19 protein-coding genes and 1 pseudogene are annotated in these 20,487 nt (G+C 27.4%); 3 read left to right on the plus strand and 17 right to left on the minus strand.

Translation table 11 applies throughout. The features are described from left to right. Positions 1-5: 5 nt before the first annotated feature. The 6 genes from BN899_RS15725 to BN899_RS15750 form a co-directional block, all read right to left on the minus strand. Complete coding sequence (locus BN899_RS15725) at positions 6-413, minus strand: bacteriohemerythrin (RefSeq protein WP_042277406.1); 408 nt, start codon at positions 411-413, stop codon at positions 6-8. A 132-nt stretch (positions 414-545) separates the two neighbouring features. Then, the gene (locus BN899_RS15730; RefSeq protein ID WP_042277412.1) at positions 546-1,601 is read right to left on the minus strand and encodes an ABC transporter substrate-binding protein; all 1,056 of its coding nucleotides are present in this window, start codon (positions 1,599-1,601) and stop codon (positions 546-548) included. Between the two features lie 186 nt (positions 1,602-1,787). Next, complete coding sequence (locus BN899_RS15735; RefSeq protein ID WP_042277414.1) at positions 1,788-2,132, minus strand: phage holin family protein; 345 nt, start codon at positions 2,130-2,132, stop codon at positions 1,788-1,790. 371 nt (positions 2,133-2,503) lie between these two features. Next, entirely contained in the window at positions 2,504-2,851 is a 348-nt protein-coding gene (locus tag BN899_RS15740) for a hypothetical protein (RefSeq protein ID WP_042277415.1), read from the minus strand. Continuing rightward, positions 2,838-4,112 (minus strand): MFS transporter, encoded by a 1,275-nt coding sequence (locus BN899_RS15745; RefSeq protein WP_042277417.1) that lies wholly within the window; start codon positions 4,110-4,112, stop codon positions 2,838-2,840. Before BN899_RS15745 ends, BN899_RS15740 begins: the two co-directional genes overlap by 14 nt. A gap of 139 nt (positions 4,113-4,251) precedes the next feature. Further along, positions 4,252-4,908: a TetR/AcrR family transcriptional regulator gene (locus BN899_RS15750; RefSeq protein WP_042277421.1), complete on the minus strand. Its 657-nt coding sequence runs from the start codon at positions 4,906-4,908 to the stop codon at positions 4,252-4,254. A gap of 190 nt (positions 4,909-5,098) precedes the next feature. Here BN899_RS15750 and BN899_RS15755 point away from each other — a divergent pair, with 190 nt between their 5' ends. Then, entirely contained in the window at positions 5,099-5,803 is a 705-nt protein-coding gene (locus tag BN899_RS15755; RefSeq protein WP_042277424.1) for a DUF421 domain-containing protein, read from the plus strand. 78 nt (positions 5,804-5,881) lie between these two features. On the opposite strand, the gene BN899_RS15760 is transcribed toward BN899_RS15755, so the two are convergent. The 11 genes and pseudogenes from BN899_RS15760 to BN899_RS15810 form a co-directional block, all read right to left on the minus strand. Then, on the minus strand, positions 5,882-6,142 hold the full coding sequence (locus BN899_RS15760) for a hypothetical protein (RefSeq protein ID WP_330362582.1): 261 nt from the start codon (positions 6,140-6,142) through the stop codon (positions 5,882-5,884). Positions 6,143-6,684: 542 nt separating this feature from the next. Then, complete coding sequence (locus BN899_RS15765) at positions 6,685-7,212, minus strand: putative immunity protein (protein ID WP_042277428.1); 528 nt, start codon at positions 7,210-7,212, stop codon at positions 6,685-6,687. A 672-nt stretch (positions 7,213-7,884) separates the two neighbouring features. Then, a complete protein-coding gene (locus BN899_RS15770; protein ID WP_042277430.1) occupies positions 7,885-8,799 on the minus strand; it encodes a DUF2935 domain-containing protein in 915 nt (304 codons plus the stop codon). A 386-nt stretch (positions 8,800-9,185) separates the two neighbouring features. Continuing rightward, entirely contained in the window at positions 9,186-10,334 is a 1,149-nt protein-coding gene (locus tag BN899_RS15775; RefSeq protein ID WP_042277432.1) for a toxic anion resistance protein, read from the minus strand. 27 nt (positions 10,335-10,361) lie between these two features. Continuing rightward, a complete protein-coding gene (locus BN899_RS15780; protein WP_042277434.1) occupies positions 10,362-11,507 on the minus strand; it encodes a 5-bromo-4-chloroindolyl phosphate hydrolysis family protein in 1,146 nt (381 codons plus the stop codon). Positions 11,508-11,821: 314 nt separating this feature from the next. Continuing rightward, on the minus strand, positions 11,822-12,601 hold the full coding sequence (locus BN899_RS15785; protein WP_042277436.1) for a helix-turn-helix domain-containing protein: 780 nt from the start codon (positions 12,599-12,601) through the stop codon (positions 11,822-11,824). Positions 12,602-12,976: 375 nt separating this feature from the next. Then, complete coding sequence (locus tag BN899_RS15790) at positions 12,977-13,420, minus strand: MarR family winged helix-turn-helix transcriptional regulator (RefSeq protein WP_042277437.1); 444 nt, start codon at positions 13,418-13,420, stop codon at positions 12,977-12,979. Positions 13,421-13,683: 263 nt separating this feature from the next. After that, positions 13,684-14,856 (minus strand): MFS transporter, encoded by a 1,173-nt coding sequence (locus BN899_RS15795; RefSeq protein ID WP_042277439.1) that lies wholly within the window; start codon positions 14,854-14,856, stop codon positions 13,684-13,686. Positions 14,857-15,291: 435 nt separating this feature from the next. Beyond that, positions 15,292-15,770, minus strand: a pseudogene (gene rlmH, locus BN899_RS20865) (23S rRNA (pseudouridine(1915)-N(3))-methyltransferase RlmH). 38 nt (positions 15,771-15,808) lie between these two features. Further along, positions 15,809-16,603 carry an MBL fold metallo-hydrolase gene (locus BN899_RS15805; protein ID WP_042277441.1) on the minus strand — a complete coding sequence of 265 codons (795 nt, stop codon included), beginning with the start codon at positions 16,601-16,603 and terminating at the stop codon, positions 15,809-15,811. Between the two features lie 87 nt (positions 16,604-16,690). Then, positions 16,691-18,160 (minus strand): M1 family metallopeptidase, encoded by a 1,470-nt coding sequence (locus BN899_RS15810; protein WP_042277444.1) that lies wholly within the window; start codon positions 18,158-18,160, stop codon positions 16,691-16,693. Positions 18,161-18,306: 146 nt separating this feature from the next. On the opposite strand from BN899_RS15810, the gene BN899_RS15815 reads away from it, so the two are divergent. Both BN899_RS15815 and BN899_RS15820 read left to right on the plus strand, forming a co-directional pair. After that, a complete protein-coding gene (locus BN899_RS15815) occupies positions 18,307-19,374 on the plus strand; it encodes a DnaD domain protein (RefSeq protein ID WP_042277446.1) in 1,068 nt (355 codons plus the stop codon). A gap of 8 nt (positions 19,375-19,382) precedes the next feature. Continuing rightward, positions 19,383-20,468, plus strand: coding sequence for an ATP-binding protein (locus BN899_RS15820; protein ID WP_071162455.1), 1,086 nt, complete (start codon positions 19,383-19,385; stop codon positions 20,466-20,468). Positions 20,469-20,487: the final 19 nt, after the last annotated feature.

Below are 20,487 nucleotides of genomic sequence, written 5' to 3' on the forward strand. Positions count from 1 at the left end.
TTTAATTATTTAGAATTATTTCTTATATGTGCTGCTACCTTAACATCTTCTCTTTTTATATGACTAATTATCCAATTAGCAACTTTACTATTAATTTCACCAACCAAAGCAATGCTTGGCCCATCAGCTAAAAGTTTTTTTTGTATATTTTCAACAGTATCTATAAAGTGTTGATGGTACTTTTTATGATTATTGTAATCAGGATATTTATATTTCATTTGTAAAACTTCTTCACGCGAAAAGTGAGTTTTTGTATAAGAAGATAAAAATTTTACTGTTTTTTCTAATTCAGCTCTACCCTTTCCCTTATTGCAAGCTTCTAATAAATCATTAATTGCCTTTATTAGTTCTTTATGTTCTGTATCAATTTGCATGTTGCCTGTTAGTAAATCATCAGACCATTTATATGCCATTTTTGTCCCCCACAATCTATTGATGTATTATTTTTTGGTAAATATTAACAGAAATTATAACATTATATGATAATAAAGTCAATTTTCTAACAAAATAAGGAAAGGACTTTTTATTAGCCTTTCCTTGTTTTCTTAATTGCTTGATTTTATGTTTATCCATGCATCATCATATAATTTTTTAACATCTTTAGGGAAATCAGCATAGATTTCGCATCTATCCATTATTTCTTTAGTCATGTATGCATTAGGATTATTTCTAACTTTATCTGGTTGTTCTAATCTTGCTTCTTTATTCGGAGTTGTATATCCTATTTCATCAGCTATTCTTAATGCACTTTTCTTATCACTTACAAAGTTTATGAACTTTTCAGCGCCTTCAACATTTTTAGCATTATTAGGTATACATAAGCTATCAATCCAGAAGTTTGCTCCCTCTTTAGGTACTACATAAACTAAATTAGGATTTTCATCTTGAAGATTTAATCCTTCTCCAGACCAAATCATATTTATGTCAGATTCTCCTGCTGGAATCATTGTAGTTCCATTATCAACACCATATATTGGATTTACTAGTTTTCTTTGACTTAACAATAATTCTTTTGCTTCTTCAATTTCTTTTGGATCAGTTGAATTTAAAGAATATCCAAGCTTCTTTAAAGCTGCTCCCATTGTATCTCTATATGTATCAAACATAAAAATTTTATTTTTATATTTTTCATTCCATAATATATCCCAGCTATCTACTTCTTCTTTTACTACATCTTTATTATAAATAAGTCCTATTGTTCCAAACATATAAGGTACTGAATACTTATTACCTTGATCTATTTCTAGGTTTAAATATTCTTCATCCATTTGAGATATATTAGGTATATTATTTTTATTTAGTTCTTGGACAAGATTTTTTTTAATCATTCTTGGCATTAAAGCATCAGACACTAAAATAACATCATATTTTACGCCTCCACTCTTAACCTTTTGATACATAGTTTCCATATCATCAAAAGTTTCAATATTAACTTTTATACCATATTGTTTCTCAAATTCTTTTATAGTTTCTTGATCTATATTTTCTCCATAGTTAAAAAAGCTTATTTCTTCAGAAGAATTTTTACTACATCCTACAAAGAATACACCCATTATTACGATACAAATTGATAAACTCAATAATTTAAATATTTTTTTCATGCTACAATTCCTTCCATGTATTATACGAATATTCTAATACCCCAAACTATCATAGGTCAATCTACTTTTATTTATAGCTTATAAATATTTTTTAAAATTATTTATATTCCTATGTAAAAGAAGCATAATACTCACTAAATTAAATGAGTACTATGCTTCTTTTGGTTATATATAAAATATTTAAATTTACATAGCTCTAGCAGGAAATATTGCATCTAAAATTCCAATAACTATAGCTGCCAATACTGCTCCCATAATAGATACTCCCATATTAGGAACTACATATTGTGCTAAGTATATTATTATTGCTGCAATTATAAACCCTTTTATTCCCTTACCAAAAGGTGATGCATCAACTCCCATAAATGCCTCTACTAAATAATCTAATCCTGATATTACAACAGCTGCTATTAAATATGACCACATTCCATTGATTGTAAATCCTGGAGTTAAAAATGATGTTATCATCAAAATAATTGCAACTAGTATAAATCTTCCTATCCATCTTAATAAACTATTATCATTTCCCATATAAACCACTCCTTTAATAAAATAATATTTTATTTTACACGAAATTTTTTAACTTATTGTCATTACCTTTTTATCATTAAATAGTAGATCTACAAATAAAACCTCAGTAGAAATTACATAACTGGATGTCCATAATAAATATATACATTTCTCTCCTATATTTATTATTTTTAGTTTATAGTTATATATTGACCACTATATTAGATAATATTCCCTATAATATAAAAAAAACTTAAAATTAAGATTTTTTGTATAATTCTTAAAATATAATAGTAATGTTTCTATATAATATTTTATTTGTACATAAAAAAACCGTATCACTTATTTGTGATGCGGTTCTCCACACCTTACTCCTCGGAGCATTGAATTTTTTATATATTAAACTTAAATGCAAAGCTTTTTTTCATATAAATAGATAAAAAGCTTAGGTACTGTGGAACATATAAGCTTAAGAATTTATATAAATAATAACTCATAATTGCTGCTACGCATACAATTATAAAATCAAGTATAATATTATTTATTCCTACATTTACTGGTAAACTAGGAATAAATATTTTTAAAACCCCAAAAATAACTGTTAGAAAAAGTGCTCCGTTTACTAGACATAATGCTAAAATCACAAACCCAAAAGATATCACTAAAGTCATTACTATCATTATATTTAGCATCCCAACAATAATATTGACACAGGTATATATGAATTTATTCTCTATCATTACATACCTCTCCACATACCTCAATTTTTTTTAGACTACTAAAAACTTTCTTAGACATAAGTGCTATTAAGCCAGAAACTAAAGCAGCTACGAATATAATTATATGTGTATCATTTTTAAGTGCTTCAAATAAATATCCATATATAATTTGACCAATAGGAGTAGCACACATTGTCATAGCCAAACAGAATGAAATAACTTTTCCAGTAAGATGAGTTGGTGTTTCACTTTGGATAAAAGTTAAAATTTGAATACTAAATAAAGTAGATACTGCCATTATTAAGAAGCAACAAGCTGTAACAACAATATAAGAAATCATAGCATCTACATTAAACATAAGTACAACACCCATTGGAATAAGACCTAATATAGCAACTAATAAAATTATATGGCTGTGGTAAATCTTAACTTTATTCATTAAAACCCCTGTCATAATTCCACCACATAGTCCTCCAAAAGCTAGCATACCTTGAGTTATTCCATATGCTTGACTAGACATATTTAATACTTGAGTAATAATAACCGGAATACCAATCATTATTAAAGAGCTTAAGAATAAATTAAAACAAGATATTATACCAATCGTTTTAAAAAGTACTGGTTTCTCTTTAAATATAAAATTTAAACTAGTTAGAAAATCTTCCTTTACAATAGAAAAGGCACTTAATGTAGTTTCCTCTTTTGTGTAAGGTATTTTTATGAATATTTCCATAACCGCAGATACAAAGAAGCAAATTATACTTGCTATTAAAATAGGCATAAGTCCATAAAATCCATATAAAATACCTCCTATTACAGGACCTAATAAGCCTGCAAGTGAACTAACTTGATTTATAACGGCATTTCCTGGTAATAAATTATCTCTATCTACTAAAAGCGGTATACTGGCTTGAACAGTTGGTTGATAAGCTCCTTGGATTCCATATAAAATCATTAATGTAACTATTAACATAAATACTAAGTTTATTTTTCCAATAGAAAGTAAAAAAACAGTAATTAATAAAGCTGTTAAAAAATCTAAAAACACCATAATATTTCTTTTATTAGCTCTATCTGCAATAATTCCTCCAAAAGGAGTTACTGTAATCATAGGAATTAGAGAACAGGCAGACACAGCTCCAAATAAAGCTGCAGAGTTTGTAGTATCTAAAAGATAAAGTGGCAATGCAAACCTTAAGATTGAATTTCCAAAAAGAGAAATTATTTGACCTATTACCATCAGAGTAAAGTTTTTGTTAAAAAGTTTTGTTTTATTATTCAATTGAACAACCTCCATATATTAATATTATAATTTTAAATTTAAATACATTCGTTCGGTATGTATAAATTTAAAATTAAACTGCCACTTTGGGCAGTATTGTTTTAACCTATGCATAAACCACATAAATTGTGCTATATTTTTACTTTCTTTCTCTTTCGATAATAGCTCTATATCTTTCTAATACTTCTAGAACACTATCATCTAGCACAGGAATACCTAAATCTGATACTAATTTTTTAAAGAAGTTAAACTTATTCTTAAATTCTTCTTCTGTACAATGGAATATAGCTGGATTTATCCATATGTTCATTAAAATCATGAATGCTTCTGCAAGCTCTTTTGGATTATTACTAGCTATAGATCCGTCTTCTATACCTTCTCTAATAATCGGCTCTACAAGGTTAGGTACAATACTTTCTACTGTATTGTAAAGTTGTTGAGTTAAAAATCTAGGATTCTTCATTAAATTAGGCGCTGCAGTAGCCAACCTTTCTTGACCAGGGTTTTTTAAAGAAATAAACAACATTTGCTTAAGTTTTTCTAGCCCTGTGTAAGAGGTAGATTCTTTTATTTCTAAAAGTTGACTATCTGATGAATCATAAAGTCTAGGTATAACAGCTTCTATTATTTCTTCTTTGGATTTGAAATGATGATAAATAGCTCCTTTGCTTAAATCTCCTAAAGCGTCTACTATGTCCTGAATAGTAGTGTTATCATATCCTTTTTTTAAAAACAAATCCATTGATGTATCGAGAATACGGTTTATTGTAATCTCAGGATTTTTATTTCTTGCCATTTTAATTCTCCTTTACATACTTTCGTTCGGTATGTAATAAGCGTAGCAGTTAATTTTCTCTATGTCAACAAAACTTTAAAATAAAAAACCGTATCACTTACTTGTGATAAGTTTTTCCGCTAATTTTTTCATCAATTATTGGTTAAAATAACATAAATGTTAAATATTTTAGATAAAGGAGATATTTTATATGGATTTTTTTAGTAGTCAGGAAACACTTAGCACAATTGACTGGGTACTCCGTGCTGTTATTGCTTTTTTCTTTTTGCTGGCTATTGCAAAACTCTTAGGTCAACGTTCCATTTCTCAATTAAGACTACTTGATTTTGCTATTACTTTAGTAATTGGTAATATTATTGCCCATCCATTGTCTGATGAAAAACTTGGATTAGAAGGTTCCATTATTACAACTCTTGTATTAGTTATCCTATATGTTGGTGGATTATTCATAATTCTTAAGTTTCCGTCCCTTAGAAGACTTATTAATAATTCACCAATTACAATTGTTCAAAATGGTGAAATCCTTTATAGCGGATTAAAAAAAGCAAGAATATCAATTGATGTATTATTAGAGGAATTGCGTGAAGAAAAAGTAGAAGATGTGAAAAAGGTAGCATTAGCAACTTGGGAGCCTAATGGTAAAATTTCTGTTTTTTTACATCCAAAATACGAGCCAATTACACCTTCATCTTTGAATATAGAAATAGAACCTTTTAATTTTCCAAGAACAATTATTAAAGAAGGTAAAATTAATTTCAATGAGCTAAAATGGCTTAATAAAGATGAAAACTGGGTTGTTTCCAAATTGGAAAGTTTATATCAAACTGATGTAAAAAATGTCTTGCTTGCCACACTTGATAATAAAGATATTTTAAACGTTTTTTTATATAAATAATGCATTAAGGCTTAAACATATCCATTTATGTACAGATTAGTTTAAGCCTCTTTGGTGGGTATTTTTATTTAATAGGTATTAATCTCTAAAAGGGAAAGATAATAATAATAGTGTTTCTAAAAATGAAAGTGGAAAAACTCTACGTCTAAAGCGTCTGAATCTTCTAGGACGACCAAATTGTCGTTGTTCATCATGTTCATCTCCACAACCATGATCTATTACATCCTCCCCAACTAATACGATAACGTAATCTGCATCTACATGTTCAATTATTCCATCAAATGTACTTCCATCTTTCATTGTAAACAAAGTATGATAGTTCATGTACCTTTTGCACATATCATGCATGCATTGTAAATCTCGGTTATTCTCATTTCTTTTTATACTCATTTTTTAACCATCTCCTCTCTAGTATCATTATATTAATCTATAAGAATAACGACACAGTTTTAATGGCTAAATATTTATAAAATATTCTACAAATAATTTATCTATTCTATTTATTTTTTAGATTTTTTATTGGTATCATAATGAATATTGGATATTTTAACTAATTTTATAAATCTGAATTTAAATTTAATGTAAATCTTTATTCGTTACACTGTATATAAACTAATTAATAAATTTCATTACTTAATAGGCCTTATAATTAATCATAATCACATGAAAAAATGAAGGGTCTTTGCATTCTTCAGTCGGCCCTTCATTCACTAAGTATATTATTTTACATCTTCATTTATTTGTAGCTCTATACTATTTATCAAAATCTAGATTCCTTACTTGTGATACGGTTCTCAGTACCTTACTCTACAGAGTGTAATTTTCTATATTATTCTTTAATCTAAAAAAATGATATTTGAAAGTTATTAAAGCTATTATATTTAGCAATTCCAATTTATCTTCGCTGGATTAGGCTCATCCATTATAGCAACTTTACGTAAAGCATTCTCCATGTTTTTGCACTCTCTTGCTGCAATTTCATCATAAACCTCAACCTTCTCATTCACGCCAATAGATGAGTATGCTACAGCTGCAGCACCGTAAAATGCAAGCCCTAAAGAACTCGTTACAGTATTAATTGTTGCCGTTGTTGCTGCAATTGCCCTAGCTGCAGCTTGTGCAGCTGGATTTCCTTCTACTTCTCTTGCAACTATTTGAGCTTCCTTAATAATTTTCTTTGCCTCTGTTAATTTTATATTTCCTTCTAGCCATTCATTAGATGCATTCAATGCATTTTTTAAACGAGAATCCTTGGGATAATCTTTTTCATAAATAGGTAGAATATGCTCCCTTGCATATTCATTACACCATTTTACAATTGTATTTTTACTTTGTGTTTCTATTAGCCCCATAAGAGAAACAATATATGGTGAATCTGCTTTTCCAAGCATTTTTCGCACTTTAGCCATAATAACTCCTTTTTCTTAAATATATTTTTTAATTCTTATCATATTATCAGTCATACCAACCCAATACTCTAAGGTTGACCTTAATCTACTCACTAAACTATCAATATCATCTTTAGCCGCAGACTCTGGTTTCTTTGTCTAAATAATCTTATGCAGATAAATCTACACACTACAATTATACTTTAATATAAATAATTCCAAAACTATTTTGCATAAAAATGCACATCTTCTAGTCTGTTATTAATCTTTCAGTTATAAAATAATAAAGACACATCCATCTTATAGATATATGTGTCTTTATATTACAAAATCCGTGCTCCCTTACTTGTGGTACGGTTCTACGTACCTTACTCTACGGAGCGCGATTGCTAAGCTTTTTATTTAAATAGCTTAATATTGATAAATTTCAAATTTTTAATGAATTCTTACATTTTTATTTAACACTACATCATTTTTATTATAAATTTAAAAACCTCTCATATGATACATAAACCTGAGAGGTTTTTATCAAAATTATAACATATTATTTGTAAAAAATAGTGAACCGTATCCTTTATTAATTATATAATTTCCTATTTTTTAACTCCATATTATTTAATATATTTTAAGCTTCTTAATTATCTCAAAGTTAAAGTTAACCCTTTACTCATCTTTTAAGATTATTGAATTATATTATATTTCTTCATAAGTTTCTAATAATCTAATATAATGATTAGCTTCTCTTAGCACATGATCTGCAAGAAGTGGAAGTATTATTGATCTTATTTCACAATCAGAGATTCCTTCTGTAGCTGCTTGCTTAAAGTTTTTCAGTTGGATAGTTTGACATAAAGTTTCATCTGTAACACTATCTATTGTGGCATCTGTCATAGCTAGAGCTTCTTTCCTTAAGCATTTAAATTCATGAGCAAATTCATCTGCAGTATCAATCAATTCTTCTTCAGTAGGATCAAGTAATCCTCTTATAAATTGTGCATGTTCCATCATAATCTGATCCCAAAATAACTCTGTTTCTCTAGTATCCTTAGAATCAATATCAACCCCATTTTCAAGGTCATTTACTAATGAAAGATATAGTTTTGCTTCACGTAATATATGTTCAATAAGTAACGGATAATTAAATGTGAATATATTGCATGACAAAACATCATCTAGTATTCTCTGCTTAAAATTAATAAGTCCTCTAAGAAGTCTCTGTGCATTTGCATTAAGTCGACATACAAAGTTTACTAGATTAGAACTAACATTAGGATTTCTTCCACTACATAGTTCTAATTCTCTCCTAGTTATATTTGTATTTATCCTTATGCCTGTGAAGTTTTGAGTCTGCTTCTCTGCTTCTAACGTAAAGTCAGTTATAATTTCCCCAGAATTTAAGACATTTGATCTTATTATCCCGTTGCTAGTATCCACTGTATTTGATAGTAGTTTTTCAAACTCATTTTTATAAAATTCTGCTTCATTAGCAAGACTTGAGTCTTTAGGCGTAAACCCAGCTTCTAAAAAGAAAGAGTGTTCCTTCATTATTCTTGCAAAAAACAAATGTAATTCAAGTGATAAAATAACATATCTTTGATCATTTATCATAATATAATACCTCCTAAAAATGTTTTCCCTGCATTATATGCATTGAGATATTTATTAGTGACAAAATAATACATTATTACCTAATATTTATTCTTAATTCTTATAATCTTGGATGAAGGATTATCACAATCCAATTATGAATGTTTATGTTAAGTCGTTAATAATAAAACCATATCACGAGTAAGTGATATGGTTTTATATACTAACAAATACAACTCTTTCTTTTACGACCTACCCTATTCATAGACATTACTTTTTGTATATATTCTTAAGCTGCCGTTACTTTACAATTAGTAGTTCCCAACGTTACCTATATTTTCAGTCACCTCTAAGGCTCTTTCATTTAACCATTTTCTTGGCTTCTATATACATTATTTAAACATATACTAATATTTAAAATCTAAAAGCTTACTTTTTAATTGATCTTCAATATTTCTTAATTCTACTTCAGCTTCCTTACGTTTTTGACGTCCTTCTGTTTGTATATTAAGTATTTCATCAAGAGTTGAAATTAATGATTCATTAGTAGCTTTAAGTGTTTCAATATCAACAATTCCTCTTTCAGACTCTTTTGCAGTTTCTATAGTTGAAGTTTTTAATATTTCTGCATTTTTACGTAAAAGTTCATTTGTCATATCTGTTACTTCTCTTTGAACTTTTGCAGCATTAGCAGCGTGAGCAACTCCAAGTGCTAAAACCATTTGATTTTTCCAAAGTGGAATAGTATTTATAATTGTAGATTGTATTTTTTCAGACATTAATGAATCATTATTTTGAATTAAACGAATTTGAGGAGCCATTTGTAAAGAAATCATTTTAGTTAATTCTAAATCGTGAATTTTCTTTTCAAAGCGATTGCAAAGAGCCACAAAATCATTTAATTCTTGAGCATCCTGAGGGTTCCCACTATTTCTTGCTTTTTCTTGTAACTTAGGAAGTTCTTCTTTTTCTAATTTTTGAAGTTTCTTTTTTCCAGCTAAGATATACATAGAAAGCTCTTTAAAATATACTTTATTTATTTCATACATCTTATCTAGCATAGCAATATCTTTTAAAAGTTGTATTTGATGCGATTCAAGAATGTTACACATTTTACCAATATTGTTCTCTACATTCTCATATTTTATTTTCATTTGAGAAATTTTATCCTTACCTTTTTTAAAGAAACCTAAAATTCCTTTTTTCTCTTCGGATTCTTCAAAGTTCTTTAATTCATAAACTACACTAGATAGTACTTCCCCAATTTCACCTAAATCTTTAGTTTTTACATTACTCAGTGCTGACTGTGAAAAATCAGAAATTTTCTTTTGAGCACCTACCCCATATTGTAAAATAGAATTTGAATTAGTTATCTCTATTTTATCTACAAATTGATCAACCATTTTTTTCTCTTCTTCTGTAAGTTGGATTTCATCAATTATTTTTTCTTCTACTTTTTCTTCTTTTACTTTTACATCAAGCACTTCCTCCCCAAATGGTTGAAATGTTAATTCTGGTTTTATATCAATAAACTCTTCTTTGAATTCATCACTCATTTTTAATGCCTCCCTTTTGTTTAAAACTTACTTTTTAAAATCATCTTCTGTCAATCCCTCTTGTTTAAATAATGTTTTAAGAACAGAAATATCTGTAGAAATATCTAAAACAACATCTTCAAATAAATCATCTAATAGATTTTCAAAAGCGTTATTAATAAGATCAATACTCTTTTCAATTTCACTTTTAGCATTTTTTATATTATCCCCTTGAACTAATTGACTATTTAACTCTTTATATGAATTAATTAATTTTATAGTAATAGGAAGATAATGATTTATAAATTTATTAACCTCTTGTATCTTTTTAGGATTTTTTTCAACATTACTAAGGATTTGATTTGCAATGTTTCCTAATTTATCTAACTTTATAGCTATTTCTTCTTTATAAATCTCATTTCTTACAGTTTTTATTTGTTCAATATAATTTCTTCCTATTCTAATAGTAGATTCTATTTCTTCTTTTTCTAAATTATTTATTTTTTCATTTAATTTTTCCTTGTTACTTTCTTTGGCCATTTGTTGCTTTTTTAAATTTAAATAGTCACTATAGACTTCATCATTTAACATAAAATAAGTTTTTTCTTCATCTATATGTCCTTCTAAAAACATACCTAAATCAATCATTTTACTTAGGTCTTTAACAACAAAACTCTCTTTCTCTTTAACAAGTTTCGCTAAGTCCTTAATTAAGAAATAACTATTATCGTCAATAAATCTTACATACTTCTTAAAACGACTTAATCTTTTTCTTAATTTTATTCCTCTTACTAATAAACCTAAACTTACTGCAAAGATTACAAGTGAAACTCCAAAAATAATATTGCTACTTATGATAGCAACACCATCAAATAATAGCTTAAATATTAGAGATATCAACACTGAAGAACCATAAATTAAACATCCACTCACGCCGAATAATATATAAAGTATTCCTGATATACTTCCAGCTGGTCTTTTACTAATATATGTTGATATATCATTTTTAGCTTTTTTATTTAAACTCATATGTTTTTCACTGTATCCATTAAACTTTGATTTAAAGTGATTTAAAGTGTCATCAGTTTTATCATTAATATCCCTTGTCAAATTAGCAAAATCTATTGCTTTAAGTGCATTGCTAACTGTAGACATAATTTGATCTTCTAAATTAGAAAAATCCTTTTTATCCATTATCTTGCCTCCAGATTATTTTTCTTATAATTAACATGAGTCTAGATATATACTATACCGCTATGTTAATATTTTAAGTTTATTATATCTTATAATTTAGCTAATTGTAACTGCTAACTTAAAAGGAATATAATAAAGATATTTTATAAATACATTATTACTTATGATACAATACCTTTGCTAATAAAAATAGCCTTAGGTAAGTCATATCAATACCTGAGGCTAAAAATCTCACTTATTTGTGATACGTTTTTCCGTATCTTACTCTATAGAGCACTGTTTTATATATTTTTTATTACATTAAGCAATTCAAACTAAATTTTCTCCTTAATTTTTTTCATTAGCTTGAAGCTAGCTTTATTTATATAGTCTTGATTTTTAATTAATATTCTATAAGCTTCAATAATAGACATAAAATATCCAGATATACAAACTCCTACTGAGATTAAAAATGTACAAATTATTTGATATCCGGTTGTATCTATTCCTATAATTAAATCTTTCTTCAAAAAGAAAAGTACAACTAAACCTGAACATATTAAGCAAATCCCTACTCCAGCTAAGACATTATACTTATTTTTTATATTGTCATACTTTTCATTTATATCCTTTAATACCTTTTCATCAAAAATTAAAGCTTCTTTTTTTAATGTTTTATAGTTATCTTCAAGCATTATTCCTTTAAGTAAGAATCCTACCCCTATAGCAACCATAATTGAAACTATTATAACGTAAATTTCAAACCTATCTTTAAATATTAAATATGGTATATATGAAAATACAATAGTACTAATTCCAATTAAAGCATTCTTAGCCATTTTCGTTTCATTAATTAAAAATCCTTCAGCCACTTCCCTACTTACATAATAACCATCTTTTCTATCTTCTTTGTTCTCTACAGAGTTCTTTAATAAATAATCAATCGAAACATCAAATATATTACCTATTTTAAGTAACTTTTCTGTTTCTGGGAATCCTTGCCCATTTTCCCATTTACTAATAGCTTGTCTACTTGTATTTAATTTTTCAGCTAAAACTTCTTGAGACATTCCTTCCTTCTTTCTTAGATCTAATAGTTTTTCTCCAAATTCCATATATAATATCCCCCTAATAAAATTTATACTTTTATACTATCAAAACATACTTACTCTAGCTATCATATTACAGTTGCATCTTGTAAATTATAGGTTGCTATTATGCAACTACATACATAAACTTCATTTTTATAATCTAAAATCCATATTTTTATTAAATTACTATATAAATTTTATCATATTTATATCCATGTTCATTTTATATAATCTGTATATAAAAATAAAACCGTATCACTTACTTATGATACGGTTCTCCGTTACGCCTATAAAGGAGGTTGTTTTATCCCTAATTTTTCATGTGTTATAAACGCTCTTCCCTAAAGATTTTACATCAATAAGTATCGATAATAGATACCAACACAATTTAAAATTACTTTAATCAATATCAGAATTTAATTTATTTTTCTCTTCATAAAGCGTATTTAATATCTTTTTTAGAACTATAAGCGTTTGATCTTTTTCGTACTCCGATAAATCCTTTGTAAAGATATCCGTTAATTCTAAAAATACTGATTCTATCTTAGGAATAGTCTCTCTTCCTTTTTGTGTTAAATATAACCTGTGAATACGTTTATCATTTTCATCCCGCTCTACCTTAACATAATTATTTTTCACTAAACTTTTTACTGCTTTTGCAGTAGTTGATTTGCCTACATATAGGTATTCACTTAACTCTTTCTGACTTATACCTTCATTTTTTGAAATTACGTAAAAAAAATCCTGTTGACCACTTTTAATATCTAGGTCTCTAAGCTTATAATTCATTATACTTTGACCATTTCTATAAATTGCTGCATTGAATTTACTAATGTTCTTCATATTAACTTATCTCCTTTATATTAGTTTCCTATGAAATCATCTTAATTATATAGCTAAATATTTATAGTTGCAATTATTAAATATAAACATACTTATTTTAAAATTATAGATTATTATTTTAACTTATCTAACTTGTATCATTTACTAAATTGTATATTTTTGTATAAAAAGAAAACTCTGACGTCTATAAAACGCAGAGCTAACTTTATGTGTTTTTATTTGATTTTATATGAGATTCCCCTAACTTTGAATACTAAAAAGTATTACTCTTGTATTTGTAGTTTTCCTTTTCTACCAATAATGAAATAAAGGATAAATGCTATAACAGCAGATGCAGCTGCCCAAAGATACATTTCTGAGTATCCAACATTTGATGAAACTAATCCTAAAATGATTGAACCTAATCCTATCCCACAGTCAAATGCTGTAAGGAACGTAGCATTTGCAGCACCTAAACGTTCTGAAGGAACTCCGGCCATTGACATAGTCTGTAAGCTTGATTGAGTAGCTCCAAAGCCTATTCCGTAAATAAATGCGGTAATTAAAAACATACACATATTTGATGACTTGGATAAAAGTCCCATAGCTACAACTATACATATCAAACCTGGAATAATTGTATAGTCAAAACCTAGCTTGTCTATAACTTTTCCAAATAATGGCCTAGAAATAAATAAAGCTGCTGCATAAACAGTAAAGAACATTCCAATATTTTGTATTCCTTTTTCTGCCGCGTAAAGAGGTAAAAAACTAGTTAATGCACCATAAGTTACTGTCACAAAAAATATTATAATTGAAGGATAAATAGATGATTCTTCATACAATGAACCCCTTATTTTACTGTGTTCTTTATTTTCGATTTTTTTATACTTTAGTTTAAAAGTAGTAATGAATCCAAGTACAGCTAGTATAGTAGATACATAAAATAGTACATTGAAGCTATATTTTGAAATCAGAGATAATCCAATTACAGGAGCTATAGCCATAGCTAAACTACTTGTCAAACTAAAATATCCCATTCCTTCCCCAAAACGCTCCTTTGGTATATTATCTGAAGCAATAGTACTAGAAGCTGTACTTACTGCGCCCCATCCAAAACCATGAATAAAACGTATTATAAGAATAATGCTGATAAATGGAAGCCATGAATAAGAAAATACAGATAAGATCAATATAATTAATCCAACTAAAAATACCTTCTTACGTCCTAATTTATCAAGAAGTAATCCTGAAATCGGACGAATTATCACTGAAGATACTACAAAAATTCCAGTTACTAATCCAATAACGGAGTTTGTCCCACCAAGCTTTTTTACATAAATTGGAAGAGTAGGTAATAGCATCTGAAAACTAAAAAATATTAATAAGTTTATCACATTTATAATAATGAAGTTTTTTGTCCAAAGACAACCATTATTTTGAACATTTTTTTCCATGAACGTGTCTCTCCTTTGTCGATATTAGTTTCCCTTGCAACTATTTTTAATTTAACATATATTAGTTTCCTTTGCAACTATTTTAAAGAATTTATTTTTCATTCAATCATTAAAAGATATGCATAATATGTAGTTTTAAGTAAAAGAAATCAAGTTCAATAATTCTATTAATAAATATATATATTTTAATATTTAATTTATCACACCAAATCATTAATACTCCAAGAGAGTTTAGTATTTTTTCTACTGTCTTAAGTTTTATAAAAATAAGGAAAGGCTTTTTTATTAGCCTTTCCTTATTTTCTTTAATTACTTGATTTTATTTGTATCTATGTGTCATCATATAATCTTCTAATACCTTTAGGGAAATTATCATAGATATACCCTAACTATCTACTTCTTCTGCTACTATATCTTTATCAAAAACACGCTCCGTTACTTGTGGTACGGTTCATTGTTATTTATTCTAAATGCTCTATATACTTGCTCTAATAATATAAGTCTCATCATTTGATGAGGGAAAGTCATCTTAGAAAAAGATAGTTTATAATCAGCTCTATTTAAAACTTCATCAGAAAGCCCTAAAGACCCACCAATTATAAACGTAATATGACTATTACCTCTAACTGCTAACTTACTCATAGTATCTGCCAATTCCTCAGAAGATAAATTCTTACCATCTATGGCAAGAGCTATAACATAACTATTATTTTTACCTTATTAAGTATCTTCTTCCCTTCCTTATCCTTAACTATAAGCATATCTTTTTCACTTAAATTTTCCGGACACTTTTCATCATCTAGCTCTATCATATCTAGCTTACAATATTTAGATAGCCTTTTTGCAAATTCATCTATTCCTAGCTTAAGATATTTTTCTTTTAACTTACCTACACTTATTACACTTATATTCATAAAATTTCTCCTTTTGTCCCGTTCATATTGTATATAGCCTATTTCACTTTATAAATATCAGATATTTCTTCCCTAGCTAATACATCTAGCTTTACATCTTGTCCAACTATTATATTATTTTGAGTTAATATCCCTTTTGAAGTTTCATAAGCTAGCTCTGGAAAATTATTTTCTTTACTTAAGTGAGCTAATAATATTCTTTCCGTTCCTTCATTTATAAGATCTACACAAAATCTAGCTGCATCTTCATTTGATAAATGCCCATTATCAGACTTTACCCTTCTTTTAAGAGAATATGGGTACGACCCCATCATTAACATACTTTCATCATAGTTAGACTCTAATACTACTAATTTTGATTTATATAAATGCCTTTTTATATTATCTGTTATGCATCCTATGTCTGTTGCTATAGACATTTTTTCGTTTTCTGCATAGAAATTATATCCAACTGCATCTGATGCATCATGAGGTATTGAAAATGGTCTTATTATTATATCTCCTAAAGAATAGCTTTTATCATTTTCAAAAACTTTCATATTACTATCTTTTATTTCTCCAAGCTTATCTTTCATAGCACACCATGTTTTTATATTTGCAAATATTGGTATATCATATTTTCTTGATATTATACCTGCGCCTTTTATATGATCTGAATGTTCATGTGTTATGAATATTCCCTTTATATTTTCAGCATCTACATTTATATCATCAAGTCCTGTACTTATTCTTTTCCCACTAAGGCCTGCATCTATTAATATATTTGTATCTTTATATCCTACATAATGACAATTCCCACTACTTCCGCTTCCTATTGAACAATACTTTAGCATTATGTCACCTCATTTTCTCATAATCATAGATTATATTATACCAAAAAAATAGGACATTAAATAAAAATTTAATGCCCAAGTTAAAATTTACTTGTATTCCCTTATTATTTTATCTATATCTACACCTTTACCATTCCATAATTCTACAAATTTCACTCCATTTACATTTTCATACATATATTTACTAAAATATTCTTTTAATGTATCGAAAAATACTTTATCTCCTACTTGTTTTCTAACTTCATTAAAAGCTAATGCCCCTTTAGTGTAAACATTTAAGCTATAATCTATTGAGTTTCTATATTCAGTACTTGGTTTAAATATATTTTCACTAGAATGATTTTTAGTCTGAACTTCCATAGTTTTTATAAGTTTATTTCCAACATCTTTTCCATACTTTTGTTCAAAGTATAGTACTGTAGAATACTCTGTAAGTGCTTCATCTAACCAAGGTTCGCTTATTTCGTCATTTCCTATTACTGAATACCACCATTGATGCGCAGTTTCATGTGCTATTACGTATTCCATTAGGAATTTATTTTTCTCATTATATAAGCTTTGATCTATCATAACTAATGTAGGGTATTCCATTCCACCTATAAAAAAATCACTCGCTATTACTGAATATGTATCATATGGATATTCTCCAAATAATTCGCTAAAAATTCTAATAGAATCTTTAGCTACCTTAGTTGCATCCTCAGATAGATTCGCATTTAAGTTATATGTATTTATCACTGTCTTTTTATAAGAATCTTTATTCACATCAAATTTATCACTTAAAACGAAAGCAAAATCTCTAACTTTTTTTGCTTCTATTTCATAAAGAGTTTTGTCATTGTCTCCTTTTTGATTTACTATGTTTCCTGTGCAACCAATTTTATATTTTTTAGGAAGTAACATCTTAACATAAAAGTCACTTGTTTCACTATAAAAAGGATCCCCAACTGTTTCATACCCCTTTAGGTTCCATCCTCTATCATCATTCACACATGCTATAGGGAACCAATTTGTAACATTAATAGTATTTTCTCCATATCCAAATCTACCTTCAGAATTTGGAAGTTTTACGTTATACTTCATATCTATTGATATTTTTTCTCCTGGTTTTATTTGTTTCCCTAATTTTATTTCTAGTAAATCATTTTTTTCTCCTTTAATTTCATGCTCTAATTTTTTGCCATTATTTAAAATATTTTTTATATCTATATATCCTTCATTAAATCCATTTGGGTATGCTTGTTTCATTTCTTCCTTCTCAAAAGGAGCAAATTCTTCTTTAGAAAATGCATTAGGGTATATATGGAAATATAGTTTATCTAGAGTAACTTTTGTATTATTTACATACTCTATATTCTGATTACACATTATTCTCTTGCTTTCATCATTAAAAATAATATCCATTGTATATCTATTTCTGCTTTTTTCATTATTTACTTTTAGAGCTGGTACATCATTTTTGCTCCTATGTAGATATAATCCCCCTCCCATCAATAGGACTAATGTAAGTACTACTGATAATATTTTTCTCACTTTTTTAGTAAAGTTTATTACCAAATTATCTCCCTCCTATCTTTCGTGAATAATTTATAAGTTTTTCTTGCAAGATAAATTTGCAATGATTTTTGTAATTCAATTTTATAATTGTAGGTTACAATTAAAGTCTTGTACATTTATGATATAATTTAATCTGAGGTGATAAAATGTTTTTTAAAGAAGTTAGTGAAGTAGACTTAGGTGAAACTTCTATTGCAAATATCTTTATAGATATATATATGCCTATGGCAAATGGGTTATACACACAAGTTTACTTATTAGCATATAGAAACGTGTGTAACCCTGGTTTTAATCCTAAATTTAATAACGAATCAATTGCTAAAGACTTGAATATCCCTCTTTCTGATGTAATTTCTGCTTGGAAATTTTGGGAAAGTAAAGGATTAGTTAAAATGCATAAAAATGAAGGTCTTGAAGATTTTGATTATTCAATAGAATTTTTAGATTTGAAAAAATTATATGCAGATAATATACTAATTAATACACCTTCAATTAAATCTAATTCAGATAGAATTGTTGATACTTCTAGTGATCCTAATATTAGAAGAATGTTTAATACTATAAATCAAATAGTTGGAAGATATCTAGAGCCAGGTGAAAAGCTGAGTATAATGGAGATAATGGATAAATATAATATGAGTCCAGATATGATACTCTGTGCTTATGAGCATGTAAAGGACAAGTATGGTTCTTCAAGGCCTGTTAAATATATTGAGGGTATAATTAGAAATTGGTATGACGCTAATTTATACACACCACAAGATGTTAAAGATTCCTTTGCTGTAAGAAGCGAAAGGTATATGTTATATAGAACTATATTTAATGAGTTAGGATTTTCTAGAAATCCATCGAGAGCTGAAAAAGAAGATATGGATAGATGGATTGATAAATTCAATATGGATATTGAGCTAATACTTCAAGCTTGTTCTAAGGCTAAAAACGTCTCAAATCCTTCTATTACGTTTATAAATGGTGTAATTAAAAAGTGGAACGATAAAAATGTTAAGACTCTAGATGATTTAAAATTATACGAAGAAGAGTATAATAAGAAAAAAGCCGACGAAAAAAAATCAAGCTCTGTTACTAACAATAAAAAGGGTGCTGTACCAACAGTTAAAACTAGGTTCCATAATATAAACCAAACATTTAATAAGTATAGTCCTGATGAGCTAGAAAAAATTCTTCAAGAAAGTCAAAGAGATAAATTTAAGTAGGTGATTAAATGAATGAAGTAACTATAAGAGATATACTTACATCTTATGAAAGAAAAAGAGACAAAGCTGAATCAGATTTAGAAATGAGAAAAAAAGATGTATATTCTCAAATACCTGAAATAGAAGAAATAGATGATGAAATATCTAAATTAGGATTAAGCCTTGCAAAATTAGTTCTTTTAAATCCTAAAGATAAAGAATCTATTGTAATTGATGCTCAAAATAAAATTAATGAACTCAAAGAAAAGAAAGAGTATTTACTAGATAAATTTAAGGTGCCAAAGAAATATTTAGATATTCAATATGACTGTAATTTATGTAAAGATAGAGGATTTTTGAAAAATGGTAACAAATGTAATTGCTTTAAGCAGCAAATTATAAATGAAGCCTATAAAATGTCAAATTTATCTAGAATGCTTGATAGCCAAAATTTTTCAACTATAGATCCATCTATGTTTTCTGATGAGATAATACCAGAGGCTAATATGTCTCCTCAGCAAAGTATATTAGAAATAGTATCTATATGTGAATCATTTGTTCTTGATTTTGATAAAGATAACGACGAAAACTTATTATTTTATGGAGATACAGGACTTGGAAAGACATTTATGTGTAACTGTATCGCAAAATCTCTTTTAGATAAAGGTCATTTAGTTATTTATCAAACATCATTTAAAATGTTTGAGATTATAGAAGACTATAAGTTTAAAAATACTGATGAACATATAAGTAAAGATAATTATAACAATCTTTTTGAATGTGACTTATTAATTATTGATGATTTAGGTACTGAGTTAGCAAACTCATTTACAAATAGTGAACTGTTTAATATTTTAAATACTAGATTATTAAACGGAAAGAAGACAATAATTTCTACAAACTTAACTCCTTTACAGTTAGGAGAAGCTTATGCACAAAGAATATTCTCTAGAATTTTTGATAAATTTAGAATGGTAAAATTTATAGGTAAAGACTTAAGATGGGAACAAAAAAAAGTAGGAGATAAATATTATATCTTCTACTTTTTTTATTATTTTTCGCTGAAAGCGAAAAAATTTTCATGTACTAATTTTAAATATAAAAAAAACTCTTAGACAAAATCTAAGAGTTTTA

Origin of the sequence: Faecalimicrobium dakarense (genome assembly GCF_000499525.1) — a bacterium.
Taxonomy (GTDB): Bacteria; Bacillota; Clostridia; order Peptostreptococcales; family Peptostreptococcaceae; genus Faecalimicrobium; species Faecalimicrobium dakarense.

What these genes read in the sequence shown, in the direction of transcription:
- BN899_RS15725 (WP_042277406.1), bottom strand. Translation starts at nt 413, where the DNA reads ATGGCATATAAATGGTCTGATGATTTACTAACAGGCAACATGCAAATT.
- BN899_RS15730 (WP_042277412.1), bottom strand. Translation starts at nt 1,601, where the DNA reads ATGAAAAAAATATTTAAATTATTGAGTTTATCAATTTGTATCGTAATA.
- BN899_RS15735 (WP_042277414.1), bottom strand. Translation starts at nt 2,132, where the DNA reads ATGGGAAATGATAATAGTTTATTAAGATGGATAGGAAGATTTATACTA.
- BN899_RS15740 (WP_042277415.1), bottom strand. Translation starts at nt 2,851, where the DNA reads ATGATAGAGAATAAATTCATATATACCTGTGTCAATATTATTGTTGGG.
- BN899_RS15750 (WP_042277421.1), bottom strand. Translation starts at nt 4,908, where the DNA reads ATGGCAAGAAATAAAAATCCTGAGATTACAATAAACCGTATTCTCGAT.
- BN899_RS15755 (WP_042277424.1), top strand. Translation starts at nt 5,099, where the DNA reads ATGGATTTTTTTAGTAGTCAGGAAACACTTAGCACAATTGACTGGGTA.
- BN899_RS15760 (WP_330362582.1), bottom strand. Translation starts at nt 6,142, where the DNA reads ATGTGCAAAAGGTACATGAACTATCATACTTTGTTTACAATGAAAGAT.
- BN899_RS15765 (WP_042277428.1), bottom strand. Translation starts at nt 7,212, where the DNA reads ATGGCTAAAGTGCGAAAAATGCTTGGAAAAGCAGATTCACCATATATT.
- BN899_RS15770 (WP_042277430.1), bottom strand. Translation starts at nt 8,799, where the DNA reads ATGATAAATGATCAAAGATATGTTATTTTATCACTTGAATTACATTTG.
- BN899_RS15775 (WP_042277432.1), bottom strand. Translation starts at nt 10,334, where the DNA reads ATGAGTGATGAATTCAAAGAAGAGTTTATTGATATAAAACCAGAATTA.
- BN899_RS15780 (WP_042277434.1), bottom strand. Translation starts at nt 11,507, where the DNA reads ATGGATAAAAAGGATTTTTCTAATTTAGAAGATCAAATTATGTCTACA.
- BN899_RS15785 (WP_042277436.1), bottom strand. Translation starts at nt 12,601, where the DNA reads ATGGAATTTGGAGAAAAACTATTAGATCTAAGAAAGAAGGAAGGAATG.
- BN899_RS15790 (WP_042277437.1), bottom strand. Translation starts at nt 13,420, where the DNA reads ATGAAGAACATTAGTAAATTCAATGCAGCAATTTATAGAAATGGTCAA.
- BN899_RS15795 (WP_042277439.1), bottom strand. Translation starts at nt 14,856, where the DNA reads ATGGAAAAAAATGTTCAAAATAATGGTTGTCTTTGGACAAAAAACTTC.
- BN899_RS15805 (WP_042277441.1), bottom strand. Translation starts at nt 16,603, where the DNA reads ATGCTAAAGTATTGTTCAATAGGAAGCGGAAGTAGTGGGAATTGTCAT.
- BN899_RS15815 (WP_042277446.1), top strand. Translation starts at nt 18,307, where the DNA reads ATGTTTTTTAAAGAAGTTAGTGAAGTAGACTTAGGTGAAACTTCTATT.
- BN899_RS15820 (WP_071162455.1), top strand. Translation starts at nt 19,383, where the DNA reads ATGAATGAAGTAACTATAAGAGATATACTTACATCTTATGAAAGAAAA.